At 45.9% G+C, this 13053-nt stretch carries 9 protein-coding genes; 5 read left to right on the forward strand and 4 right to left on the reverse strand.

Translation table 11 applies throughout. The annotated features are described in order from the left end of the window. Window positions 1–60: 60 nt before the first annotated feature. The gene (locus G6N79_RS13840) at window positions 61–708 is read right to left on the reverse strand and encodes a hypothetical protein (RefSeq protein ID WP_103905165.1); all 648 of its coding nucleotides are present in this window, start codon (window positions 706–708) and stop codon (window positions 61–63) included. 46 nt (window positions 709–754) lie between these two features. After that, the gene (locus tag G6N79_RS13845) at window positions 755–3679 is read right to left on the reverse strand and encodes an FAD-binding and (Fe-S)-binding domain-containing protein (RefSeq protein ID WP_234993149.1); all 2925 of its coding nucleotides are present in this window, start codon (window positions 3677–3679) and stop codon (window positions 755–757) included. 225 nt (window positions 3680–3904) lie between these two features. On the opposite strand from G6N79_RS13845, the gene G6N79_RS13850 reads away from it, so the two are divergent. Together G6N79_RS13850 and G6N79_RS13855 are read left to right on the forward strand one after the other, a co-directional pair. Further along, on the forward strand, window positions 3905–4384 hold the full coding sequence (locus G6N79_RS13850) for an Lrp/AsnC family transcriptional regulator (RefSeq protein ID WP_103905163.1): 480 nt from the start codon (window positions 3905–3907) through the stop codon (window positions 4382–4384). A gap of 5 nt (window positions 4385–4389) precedes the next feature. Next, entirely contained in the window at window positions 4390–5520 is a 1131-nt protein-coding gene (locus G6N79_RS13855) for an EamA family transporter (RefSeq protein ID WP_103905162.1), read from the forward strand. A 50-nt stretch (window positions 5521–5570) separates the two neighbouring features. On the opposite strand, the gene G6N79_RS13860 is transcribed toward G6N79_RS13855, so the two are convergent. Beyond that, a complete protein-coding gene (locus G6N79_RS13860) occupies window positions 5571–6014 on the reverse strand; it encodes a carboxymuconolactone decarboxylase family protein (RefSeq protein ID WP_103905161.1) in 444 nt (147 codons plus the stop codon). Window positions 6015–6255: 241 nt separating this feature from the next. On the opposite strand from G6N79_RS13860, the gene G6N79_RS13865 reads away from it, so the two are divergent. Then, entirely contained in the window at window positions 6256–8826 is a 2571-nt protein-coding gene (locus G6N79_RS13865; RefSeq protein WP_103905160.1) for a DUF5686 and carboxypeptidase-like regulatory domain-containing protein, read from the forward strand. A 1043-nt stretch (window positions 8827–9869) separates the two neighbouring features. Here the strand turns inward: G6N79_RS13865 and G6N79_RS13870 are convergent. After that, window positions 9870–10178 (reverse strand): hypothetical protein, encoded by a 309-nt coding sequence (locus tag G6N79_RS13870; protein ID WP_103905159.1) that lies wholly within the window; start codon window positions 10176–10178, stop codon window positions 9870–9872. A 317-nt stretch (window positions 10179–10495) separates the two neighbouring features. On the opposite strand from G6N79_RS13870, the gene hisG reads away from it, so the two are divergent. Further along, on the forward strand, window positions 10496–11347 hold the full coding sequence (hisG, locus tag G6N79_RS13875; protein WP_103905158.1) for an ATP phosphoribosyltransferase: 852 nt from the start codon (window positions 10496–10498) through the stop codon (window positions 11345–11347). Further along, window positions 11347–12639, forward strand: coding sequence for a histidinol dehydrogenase (gene hisD / locus G6N79_RS13880; protein ID WP_103905157.1), 1293 nt, complete (start codon window positions 11347–11349; stop codon window positions 12637–12639). Before hisG ends, hisD begins: the two co-directional genes overlap by 1 nt. The last annotated feature ends 414 nt before the right edge of the window (window positions 12640–13053 follow it).

Genomic DNA, 13053 nt, shown 5'->3' on the forward strand with positions numbered 1-13053 from the left:
TAAAAAAATGAAAAAGGATCAGTACATTACTGACCCTCTAAAATACACTAAATTAAGATCTTATTTTCCTTCAAATGAAGAAATGATATTGATTCGATACGTAGAGTCCTTTTCACTCAATTCAAACGATTTCTTATAGGTATCCAATACGCCGAACATCTCCGCCTCGCGACCAGTACCGTTACGGAAGAAATATTTAAAACTATAAGTTCCCTGTGTACTTAAATCAACCGGTTTATTGTTCGAGGAAAATATCAACGGCAAAAGCGTCTTGCTGCTCATCTTTCCATCCGTAGGCAGGTTAAAGATGGTACCCAAGCTCTTTACAAAATTGTCCGAAGGAACCCCAATGGAAGAGAATTTCACGCCACCTTCCACAAAACCTTTCTCACCGTCAGGTCGCCCATCTCCGGCTACACCTGCGGGGATATTTTTCATGACTTCCACCTGAAAGCCAACGGTATCGGAATTGTATAGTGAATGTGCCGTATAAAGCACGGAAGAATCGGTCTGCCCAACCTCATTGAGATCAAAGAAGAATTTGTTGATGTCACCACTTGCGCTATTCACCAAGGGTGGCAATCCAGCAGATGTAACGGCCGTACCGGTTGAATCCGCTGTGGATGTATTGGATTGATTCGAATTTCCGCATGCACTCATCCACACCAGTGCAGATGCCAAAAGGGTATATGTTGTAATTTTTTTCATAATTATCTATTTATATTGTAAAACAATAAGATACAGAAAATGTTTGTTACTTTTTCAATAATGCCGCATAGATGATTTCTACCGGATGAAACGATTTCCGCTGCAAACCATCCTTGATCTGGTGCCTGCAGGAGGTACCCGCAGCCGCAACAAGATATTCTGGGCCTGTCTTTCTCAATGTTGGGAAAAGCACCAGCTCTGCCACCTTTTGAGAAACTTCAAAGTGTTCTTTTTCATAGCCAAAGGATCCTGCCATACCACAACAACCGGAAGGGATCACCTCCACTTCGTAATTGGAAGGGAACGAAAGCAACCGTTTGGTATAATCCACCAATTTGAATGCCTTCTGGTAGCAATGTCCATGCAACTTAATCTTCTGAGGTTCGGAAGTGAACTGCTCCGGATGGATTCTTCCCGCTTCGATTTCGCGAACCAGAAACTCATCGATCATCAAGGCATGCTGCCCCAGCTGAATGGCCTTTTCTCGTTTTGGCGCATCCACCAAGTCGGGATATTCATCCCGGAAAGTAATGATTGCCGACGGCTCAATACCCAACAATGGCGTCTCGGCGGAAATCTGATCGGCAACCAGATCCACATTTTTATTCGCCAATTCTTTTGCTTTCTTCACGAAGCCCTTCGAAAGGTACGTCCGCCCACTTTCCGACAGCTTCGGCACGTGTACTTCATACCCCAAAGCCGTCAATAATTTATATGCAGTGATCCCGATTTCTGTATCGTTATAATTGGTAAACTCATCCGAAAACAGGTAGACCTTACGTTTTTTCTGTTCAACTTTTTGTTTATTTACCCATTGTGAAAACGTTGTACCTGATACTTTTGGCAACGAACGACCCGGCGCAAAACCAACCACGCTCTTAATGACACTGGAGGTCAGTCCATTGGTGGCAAAGAAATTATAGATTGGCGCCACCATGGCCCCAAGCTTTTGGGATTGCGTAAAATTGGCAATGACCTTCGCACGGAATGGACTCCCGTTCGCATCGTAGTAATGCTGCAGAAATTCCGCTTTCATTTTCGCAATATCCACACTGGAAGGACATTCGGTTTTACAGCCCTTACAGCTCAAGCACAGATCCATCACCTCCTTGATTTCATCGTGATCAAAGCGATTGGTCTTGGTGGAGTTGGTCAGGAATTGGCGGAGCATATTGGCACGTGCTCTTGTCGTATCCTTTTCATCGCGGGTGGCCATAAAGGAAGGACACATCGTACCGCCTGTAATTTCCGTTTTCCGACAGTCGCCAGAACCCGAACATTTCTCCGCCAAACGGAGGATGCTCTCCTGTTTTGTAAAATCAAAATACGTCCCGATCTTCTTGCCATCATAGACCTGATCATACCGGAGATGCGTATCCATCGCCGGTGTATTGACAATCTTTCTCGCATTGAATACCTGATTGGGATCGAAGATATCCTTTACTTCAAGTAAGAGTTGATAAACCTTATCTCCCAACACCTTACCGATAAATTCGCCACGCAATCGTCCATCTCCATGTTCCCCACTCAGCGATCCGTTGTATTTCAATACCAGATCCGTTGTGCGTTCCAAGATCGTTCGGAACTGCTTTCTTCCAGCCTCTGTCTTCAGGTTGATAAAGGGTTCAATATGCAGCTCGCCGGCACCGGCATGTGCATAGTAGGAAGCATGCACCCCCTGCTCGGACAGCAATTGTTGCACATCGTAGACATAGGCCGGTAAATCCTCAGGGGATACGGCACAATCCTCGATCAGGTTCACGGGCTGCGAATCGCCAGGAAGATTCCTGATCAATCCCAATCCAGCTTTGCGTACATCCCAAACCAAGTTTGTCTGTTCGGTACCCGTAATCACCGGATAGGCATAGCCCAAGCCAAGTGCTTTTAATTCAGCGATCAATCCTTCGGCCTGCCGCATAATATCCGCCAGGTCATCTGCGCGGAATTCCACGATCAATAAGGCTTCCGGATCTCCTTCGATAAAGAAACGGTTGTATTGGTAGGTCGGATGGCCGACCGTAAAATCAAGAATATATTTGTCCACAAGCTCAGATGCTTCCGGACGATGTTTGAGGGCAATGACATTGCCGCGCATGCACTCCACCATATCGCTGAAATGTATGCAGACCAAACCGATCTCTTTCGGCGGTAAGGGCATCAGTTTTATTTTTGCTGAAGTCACAATACCAATGGTCCCTTCCGAACCAGCCAATAAGTTGCACATATTGAACGGATTATCGGTGTTTGACAGAAGGTCTAATGCATATCCTGTATTGCGTCGTGTAATATCCGATTTCGGGAATCCGGCATGGATGGCTTCCTGATTTTCCTTGTTCGCCAACAGGGTATTGATTCCGCGGTATATCTCGCCTTCTCTACCCGATGCTGTCAGTTTGGAAAAATAAGCCGCTTCATCCAGCGCCTCAAAGGTTACTTCCGACTCATCATCCAACAGCACTTGTGCAGCTATCAGGTTCTGGCGTGTATCGCCCCATACGATGGAATGAAGACCGGAAGAGTTATTACCGATCATACCGCCGATCATCGCTCGGGAAGCCGTGGAAGTTTCCGGACCGAACATCAATCCGTACGGTCTTAAATAAGCATTCAGATCATCGCGAATCACGCCAGGCTGTACAATTGCCCAGCCCTCTTCCGCATTGACCTCCAGGATCTGGTTGAAGGCTCGGGACACATCTACTACAATGCCATCACCTACCACCTGCCCCGCAAGGGAGGTTCCAGCCGTCCGCGGAATTAAGGTGACTCCATTCTCCCGGGCAAAACGGATCAAGATTTTCAGGTCTTCAACATTGTGCGGAATACACACTGCCAAGGGGATCTCTTGGTAAACCGATGCATCGGTGGCATACGCCATCCGCATGGTTTGATGTGACACTTGATGCTCATCGAAAAATAAATCTCCGGATAGAGATTCAGCTAAGGCTACTAATTTAATTTGTACTGACACGACTAGATAGATTGATGAACAAAATTAATCATTGTTTCATAAAAAACGCCTTTTAAACATTTATTTCGGTAATTCCCACATCCTTTGTATATTACATTACCAAACGGGATACATTCTTCCCGAAAATCAACACAACGTCGGAATAACAAAAACTTAACTGAATTTTATTCATTTTTTTACACTAAATTTTGAATATCGTTCGGAATTTACGATATTTGCCGCACTATGGCAAAATTAGAGATTTCACTCGATCAGATTGACCTTCAAATCATTAGGATCATGCAGGACAATGCCCGCACCAACAACGCGGACATTGCTCGTGAACTGGGCATGGCGCCTTCCGCTATCTTGGAACGTGTCAAGAAATTGGAACAGAAGGAAGTGATCCTGCAATACAATGCACGGATCAACCCAGCGGCGTTGGATCAGAAGATGCTTTCCTTTATTTTCATCAAGACCCAGGATATCATCGGGGTGCAGAAGGTAGGGCTGTTGCTTGCGGAGATTCCCGAAGTATTGGAAGTGCATGACATCGCAGGCGAAGACGGATACCTGATCAAGGTGAGAACCAATGATTCTGCCGGCTTGGTCGATCTGATGCGCAACTCCCTGAGTAAAATCGAGGGCATTATCTCCACGCGGACGACCATCGTATTGGAGACGGTTAAAGAAGACAATAAATTAGTAATTCCGAATAAGGACTAGCATACATGGTTAAATCAGCAAATCCAGCAGCAAGCACGGTTATTTTTGCTTACCTGGTGGTGTATATTGTTTGGGGATCCACCTTTTTCTTTATCGAGAAAGCATTGCACGCTTTCCCTCCCTTTGTCCTGGGCTCCATCCGCTTTATCATTGCCGGAACCCTGCTCATGGGCTATTGCTGGTTGAAAGGGTATAAGTTGTACATCAAGAAACCAGTACGCGATGCTGCAACAGTGGGTTTCCTCCTCCTGTTTGTGGACATGGCGGCGATTATCTGGTCTGAACAATATATTTCCAGTGCCATTGTTTCCATCCTGTCGGCTGCAACGGCCATTTGGTTCATTATCCTCGATAAACCCAAATGGAAGGAAAACTTCTCCAGCATTCCGACTTTGTTGGGATTGATCCTCGGATTCCTGGGTGTGGTCATGTTATTTGCCGAGCAGATCTTCGGAGCTGAAGCTGCAGGTGCAAATAGCGACAAAAAGTTGACCGCCATGATCGTCATGACTTTGGGTACCATTGGCTGGACAGTCGGTTCCCTGATTTCCAAATACAGCAAAAACTCGGACAAGAAAAAAGCTGAGGAAGAAACAGCCCAGCCTAAAGAAGAGGAAGACCTGAATGTGATGGTAAAGACTGCTTGGCAGATGGTTGTAGCAGGTACTACCTTTACCTTGGTGGCCCTATTGAACGGAGAATACAAAACCTTCGATTTCCAGGCAGTACCTACGGAATATTGGGGCGCCATGATCTACCTGGCATTGATGGGTTCCATCTTGGCCTTCAGTTGTTACATTTACCTGCTGCAGGTGCGGCCAGCAACAGAGGTCAGTACCTACGCTTATGTGAATCCGATCGTGGCCCTGATCTTGGTCCACTTCTTTACGGATCACATTGTGAGCCGCATGCAGATCATCGGACTGGCCGTAGTCCTGTTCTCGGTTCTCTTGATGAACTGGAATCTCTACCGCAATTCCGATCTGGTGAAAAACTACAAACGTCGCCGCAAGATCAAGAAATTGCGCGATATGGCTCCAAAATCCAGTATTCCGCGGATCGTGGAGGTTGCTGAATTTGGCAAGAAAAAAGAAAAGAAATCGAAAGAGGATAAAAATCCGGAGACGGAACAATAAATACAACAAGCGGCGATATGATCTACATATCGCCGCTTCTGTTTTTTGTATTATACGTGCTTATGTTGCATTCGGGTGGTAACCGCAATGCGATTCCAGAAATTGATCTGCCCGATGGCTACGATTAGCTGTGCCACCTGATTATCCGAGAAATATTTCTTTACCGACTGAAAGGTCTCCTCACGAACGCCTTCCTGGGAAATATGCGTCACTTCTTCCGTAAACTTGAGCACCGCCCGTTCCTCATCGCTAAACAACGGGCTCTCCTCCCATGCCGATAAGGCATAGATACGTTGCTCCGTTTCCCCCGCTTTCCGCGCATCCTTGGTATGCATCTCGAGGCAATATGCACATTTATTGATCTGCGAAACCCGGATCTTGATCAGCTCCCGCAAGGCATAGCTCACGTCCGTATTCGCTAAATAACGCTCCATGGCAAATAGGACTTCATACGCCTTGGGCTCCAGTTCCTGTACATTCATTCTTGTCGACATAAAAAATAGTTTAATGTGTTTTCAAATGTAGGGAGTTTGCCGCAACAATTCGGTCAAAAATAAACTCAAATTTTTAACGAATAAGGATAAAAATCAATTCATTGTCATAACAACTATCAAGAACTGACCATTTATCATCAAAAAGTCAAAACGTTAAATATTTACTTCCATAAATCATTATTTATATGGTTATTTGCAATACTTTTTGAATTAAACTTAGAAAAAGTCAGAAAGTCATAGTATGAAAACACCATTATTACACTGGATTTTTACGCTTGGATTGCTGTTAATCTTCCAATCATCTTACGCACAACAATACATCACCATAAAGGGGCGGGTGATCAACGCCGATAACAGCGAACCCATCCCCTATGCTTCGATCAAAGTGGTCGGTGCAGCGAAGGAAATTGGGGCAAGTTCCAACGATAAAGGAGAATATACCCTGAGCATCCCTTCCACGTACCAGAAGATCCGCATCAGCTCAGTGGGGTTTGACTCGGAAGAATACCCCGTGAGCACCGAGAAGGAACAATATATTCGTGTCATGCTCTTTCCAGCAAACAGCATCGAGGAGGTGGTGGTCAAAGCACCGAAACGCGTCAAATACTCCAACAAGAACAATCCTGCGGTGGAATTGATCCGTAAGGTAGTCGAACACCGCGACCAGAACCGACTGACAGGGCAAAAATATGCTGAATTTGATCAGTATGAAAAGATCAGCCTGGGATTGAGCAACCTGAACGATAAATTCAAGAACAGAAAAGTATTCAAAAAATATCAGTTCCTTTTCGAAGAGGCCGATTCGGTGAAAGAAGGTGGAAACTATGTGCTACCTGCTTATATGGAGGAAAAATTTTCCAAAGTGTATTACCGCAAGGATCCCAATGCCAAGAAACAGTACATCCTGGCCGAACGTAAAGCGGAATTCGATCCGAAGTTCGTCGATAACGATGGACTGAGCACGTATTTCAACCGGTTGTACGATGAAGTGGAGATCTACGATAACAACATCAATATCCTGACCAACCAGTTCTTGAGTCCGATTGCCAACTCCGCACCGACCTTCTACCGTTTCTACATTACCGATACGGTGAAGAATAAGGACGAGACATTGGTCGAATTGAGTTTCTTTCCACGGAACAAAAACGATCTTCTTTTCAAAGGGAAATTATATGTGACCCTAGACGGTAACTATGCGGTCAAAGCGGCTGAGATGACGGTTGCCGACGAGATCAACCTGAATTTCGTGCGCGACCTGGATATCCAGTTGGGATTCAGCAAGACCAATGACAACAAATATTACCTTACGAAATCGAGCTTGGGCATTGATTTTGCGCTGACCGGAAAAGGGAAAGGAATCAAGGGCAAGCGTGTCGTATTGATCGACAAATACCAGAATGGTATGGAGCGCCCGGACAGTATTTACAATGTTCCCGACCAATTTGTGGTCATCCCGGAGGAAGCACCGGAGCAGAAAGAAGAAAGCTACTGGGCAACCCTACGTCCGGAACCGCTGAGCAGATCGGAAGCCATTATCTACAACAATATCGATAGTTTGCAGAAGATGCCGTCTTTCCGCACATTCATGGATCTATCCGCTTTGATTTTATCCGGCTATAAACAGGCTGGCCCTGTAGAAATCGGTCCGGTAAATACGTTCTATTCCTACAACCCCATCGAAGGATTCCGCCTACGTGTGGGTGGCCGGACCACGGAACAGCTCAGCAAGCGTTTCTATGTGGAAGGCTATGGTGCCTACGGCTTTGAGGATAAGAAATGGAAGTATTTTGCGGCAGCAACCTATTCGCTGAACAACAAATCCATCTATAAATTCCCGCAGCATTACCTGCGTGTTTCGGCGTCGTATGACACCAAGATTCCGGGACAGAACTTGGAATTTGTACAGGAAGACAACGTCCTGTTATCTTTCAAACGTGGCGAAAACAAAAGTTACCTGTACAATGAGGTCTATCGAGTAGATTACAAGGTGGAATTCAGCAATAACCTATCCATGAATGCCGGATTAGGTATGTGGAAACAGACACCTGCCGGTGTATTGCAGTTTGCACTTCCGCAGGATGACGGTAGCTTGGTGCCTATCAACAACCTGAACAGCACGGAATTCAACGTTGGTATCCGCTATGCGCCACATGAGGAATTCTATCAGGGAAAATTATACCGGACACCAATCTTCAACAAATACCCGATCCTGAATTTCAATTATACAGCCGGGATCAAGGATCTATTTGGTGGGGAGCATAATTACCATAACTTCAGTTTGGGCGTGTTCAAGCGATTCTACCTCTCCCAACTGGGCTATGCGGATGTCAATGTGGACGGAACGTACATCGCGGGTAGCAACCTGCCCTTCCCTGTCCTCAATATCCACAGAGCGAATCAGACCTACGCCTATCAGTTGCAGTCGTACAACCTGATGAACTTTATGGAATTCATCTCCGATCACCATGCCTCCATCAATGTGCAATACTATATGAACGGATTTATCTTCAATAAGATTCCGTTATTGAATAAATTGAAGCTCCGTGAAGTTTTCAGCTTCAAGGGTGTCTATGGTGGGTTGCGGGATGAAAACAACCCGAGCTACAATCCTGATGTGTATGCTTGGCAGACGAACGGCGATGGCGACCGGATGTCCTTTACCTTCGGCAGCGAACCGTACATGGAAGCCAGTGCCGGCGTAGCCAATATCTTCAAGGTATTGCGCGTGGATGTGGTAAAGCGATTGAATTATTTGGATAACCCAAATGCGCCGGAATGGGGAATTCGTGCACGGATTAAATTTGATTTTTAATAGTTTTAGTTTTGGGAAAGGCGCATGAAAATGCGCTTTTTTTTGGGGGGGGGGCAGGTGAGCATTGATTAAAAATGTATTTCGCCTAATTGTTTCAATCTGCTTGAAATTCATTGTATTACCCATGCCAACCCCGAAGGGGTGTAACTATTTTAGAAACACCGCTAAAAACCATCATAGCCAGAACGCCCAAGATTTCGTTTGCTTTAGCAAATCGAAATCTTGGGCGTTCTGGCTATTTTTTATATGGAAATTATAGTTACACCCCTCTGGGGTTCCATGCGGACAGCGATGGCTTGCTAAAATAGTTACACCTCTAACGAGGTTGTATAGTACGTAAAATAATTAATTCACATAGCGTTTGGTTACGACATTGGGTACCAAGAACTGATGGAAAATCTCGTGACTCGGTCTAAGGCACAAAAAACATCTTACGATTCCTTTTATCACATTTCGGCAACAAGAAGAATGGGATGTAATACCACACCAAGCCAACCCCGAAGGGGTGTAACTATTTTAGAAACACCGCTAAAAACCATCAAAGCCAGAACGCCCAAGATTTCGTTTGCTTTAGCAAATCGAAATCTTGGGCGTTCTGGCAATTTTTTATATGGCGTTCATAGTTACACCCCTCTGGGGTTGCATACGGACAGCGATGGCTTGCTAAAATAGTTACACTCTAACGAGGTTGTATGGTGGATAAAATAATTAATCACCTAGCTTTTGGTTACGACATAGGGTACCAAGAACTGATGGTAAATCCCGGGACTCGATCTAAGGCACAAGAGATCCACCGCACAACCCTGCCGCACAACTCTTGCGCCAGCGGGCGTTAATAAAATGCCAAAGGCACAAGAGACCCAACCCACAGGCCCAACCGCACAACTCTTGCGCCAGCCTAAATAAACCCTACCGCTCAATCCATACTCCAGCGGGCGTTAATAAAATGCCAAAGGCACAAGAGACCCAAACCACAACCCTGCCTCACAATTCTTGCGCCAGCGTAAACTAATCCTAGCGCCCGACCCACACCCCAGCACACCTTACAGCAAACCCCACGCAAACAGATGCACCAACAGGATCTGGATGACCAGCCATATCTTTGGCCATACTCCTTTTGCACGGGCAAAATAGATGCAGGAAAAAATACCTAGGAAAATAGCGATAAATGCGAGTACGTAATAATCGAAAGGCCAAAGTTTATAGAAAGCCATTTGTGCGTCTTCGTTCTTTTCATTAGTGTAGGCAAATGGCAAACAGGAACCGATTAAAGCTAGATTTAACGCTAGTGAACCGTAAGCTACGATGGGCTTAACAATCCCCCACAGCTCGTTTTTAGATGAGTTGTTCATAATAAAAGTTCAAAAATTCTAGCGGTTACCTAAATATAGGCATAAATTTTTGATTCTTGCGAAATTAAAAAATTGGGTAAACCTCATCCCGGAAGAAACAATTTCGTAAAAAAAATGCAATTTTAGTCTTGCATCACTAAGCTATATCCCTTACTTTTGTTGCATTATTGATATGAAGATCACTTGTACACACCTTTACGTTATGCATCATCGCCATTGTGGCGATCGATACTAGTATTGGCTCTACGTGAACCAAGTTTTCCCCGGATTCTTTTTTATTAATAATTTTTTACAATCAACTTTATAAACTCCTCATTTTGAAAAATCTAAAGATTGCTATCCAAAAATCGGGTAGATTGAACGAAAAATCCGTACTCCTACTGAAAAACTGTGGTTTGGATTTTGAAAACTATAAAAGCTCCCTCATAACAACCGTCTCGAACTTTAACCTGGAAATCCTATTCCTTCGCGATGATGATATCCCTGGGTATGTGGAAGAGGGCATCGCGGACTTGGGAATCGTCGGTGAGAACGTAATCGATGAAACACAGGCGAAGGTGCAGTACCTGCAACGTTTGGGATTTGGAAGATGTACGCTGAAACTAGCAATCCCCAAAGACTCCAGCATCGACAGACTCGAAGACCTCAACGGCAAATCCATCGCCACCTCCTACCCCAACATCCTCCAGAATTTCTTGACGGAATACAAGATCAACGCCGATATCCAAACGATCTCCGGATCCGTGGAGATCGCACCGGGACTTGGCCTGAGCGATGCCATCTGTGATATTGTATCCACCGGCGGAACCTTAAAGAGCAATGGCCTGAAGCCATTCTGCGATGTGCGGAACTCCGAGGCTATCCTGATCGGTCGTGAAGGATTGGAAGAGAACCCGATCATCTGCGAATTGCTGCAGCGGATCCAATCGGTGCTACGCGCGAAGGAAACAAAGTATGTGGTGCTGAACGTGGAGAAGAAAAACCTGACCCAGATTACAGAACTATTGCACGGCGTGAAGAGCCCAACCGTGGTTCCCTTGGCTGAAGAAGGCTGGGTAGCGGTGCATACGGTCATTTCCGAAGATGATTTCTGGGATAAAATCAATAAATTGAAGGCGGCAGGCGCACAGGGTATCGTGGTCATGCCGATCGAAAAAATTATCATGTAATGTTGAACACCTATATATACGCCGATCTGACGCCGGAAAAGATGGCGGATCTGCTCGACAGAAATACAGATCCCAACCATGCCATCCAAGATACGGTACTTTCCATTATCGAGGATGTGAAGCAGCACGGCGATGCGGCGCTGAAATCCTATGCGAAGCAATTCGACAAGGTGGAGCTGGAGAAGCTGTACCTGGATAGTGACGATATCGACAACCTGGCGATGACCATCTCGCGCGATCAGATGCGCGCGCTGGAAATCGCCTTCCAGAACATCCATAAATTTCACCAGACGCAGCTGAAGCGTGAGCGTACCGTGGAGACCATGCCGGGCGTAAAGTGCTGGCGTGAAGTTCGACCAATCGAAAAGGTCGGACTCTACATCCCTGGTGGATCGGCGGTCCTGCCGAGTACCTTATTGATGCTGGGCGTACCTGCACGCATTGCCGGCTGTAAGGAAATTGTGGTCTGTTCCCCACCGCAGAACAATGGCAAGATCAATGGATTTGTGGCGTACTGCCTCAAATTGCTGAAGATCGATAAAATATACCTTGTTGGCGGCGCACAAGCCGTTGCCGCGATGGCTTTCGGTACGCAAAGCATTCCCAAGGTCAACAAGATCTTCGGCCCCGGCAATCAGTTTGTCACCAAGGCCAAAGGGATTATCCAAGGGATGACCGATGTGAGCATCGATATGCCTGCTGGCCCGTCCGAAGTCCTGGTGATTGCGGATGAAACAGCAAACCCTGCCTATGTCGCAGCGGATCTGTTGGCTCAGGCCGAACACGGCATTGACAGTCAAGCGGTATTGGTAACGACAAGTTCGCAATTGGCGGATCAAGTGAACCAAGAGCTGAAAGCCCAATTGGACGTCCTACCCCGTAAGGAATTGGCCGCGAAAGCCATCGAAAATTCATACACCGTGATTACCGAAAACATCCAGGAAGCGATGGATTTTTCCAACCGCTATGCGCCGGAACACCTGATCATCGAAAGCGACGATTGGAAACCGCTGATCAATAAGGTACAGAATGCCGGATCGGTATTCCTGGGGCATCTTACTCCGGAGAGTGCCGGCGATTACGCCTCAGGCACGAACCACACCCTACCGACTTCTGGATATGCACGATCGTATTCCGGTGTATCCGTGGACTCCTTCGTCAAAAAGATCACCTTCCAGCATATTACGGAACAGGGACTCGAACAGATCGGGTCAACCGTAGAGATCCTCGCCGAATTGGAAGGCTTACAGGCACACAAAAATGCGGTCAGCATCCGCAAAAAGAAACAATAGATAAAGCGCCCGGTTCCCCTGGGCGTTTTTATGTATTTCCCAGCAGTCTTTCCAAATCCCTTTGGAGAATATTGATTTAGGCATTGGGTATTTGCTGGCACGCACCTCAATTTCTGCACCCTAAAACTTTAACACTTTCGCCATTGACTATCCAACATAAACACCTTATATTTAACCTGTTAACCAAAACAACTTGCCTCATTTAATTTCCGGCATTTTTGTAAAATCGATACGTATTCATCCATATTTATGGAAATTACGTACCGCCAACACGCTCTCGCATTATGGATTTTTCAGTGATGCCCACAATTCCCTAACATTATCATTTTATTGAATCCCAGAAAAAGCTGCTTTAGGACGGGGTTAGACCTTGTTCGAGGTGCTCCCGAGATGCGTCCGAAGTGCAATCGAGGT

It is taken from the genome of Sphingobacterium lactis, from assembly GCF_011046555.1.
Classification (GTDB): domain Bacteria; phylum Bacteroidota; class Bacteroidia; order Sphingobacteriales; family Sphingobacteriaceae; genus Sphingobacterium; species Sphingobacterium lactis.

Excerpts from the sequence above, each read along its gene's own strand:
- G6N79_RS13860 (WP_103905161.1), bottom strand. The coding sequence starts at position 6,014 with ATGTCGACAAGAATGAATGTACAGGAACTGGAGCCCAAGGCGTATGAA.
- G6N79_RS13840 (WP_103905165.1), bottom strand. The coding sequence starts at position 708 with ATGAAAAAAATTACAACATATACCCTTTTGGCATCTGCACTGGTGTGG.
- G6N79_RS13850 (WP_103905163.1), top strand. The coding sequence starts at position 3,905 with ATGGCAAAATTAGAGATTTCACTCGATCAGATTGACCTTCAAATCATT.
- G6N79_RS13870 (WP_103905159.1), bottom strand. The coding sequence starts at position 10,178 with ATGAACAACTCATCTAAAAACGAGCTGTGGGGGATTGTTAAGCCCATC.
- hisD (WP_103905157.1), top strand. The coding sequence starts at position 11,347 with ATGTTGAACACCTATATATACGCCGATCTGACGCCGGAAAAGATGGCG.
- G6N79_RS13855 (WP_103905162.1), top strand. The coding sequence starts at position 4,390 with ATGGTTAAATCAGCAAATCCAGCAGCAAGCACGGTTATTTTTGCTTAC.
- G6N79_RS13865 (WP_103905160.1), top strand. The coding sequence starts at position 6,256 with ATGAAAACACCATTATTACACTGGATTTTTACGCTTGGATTGCTGTTA.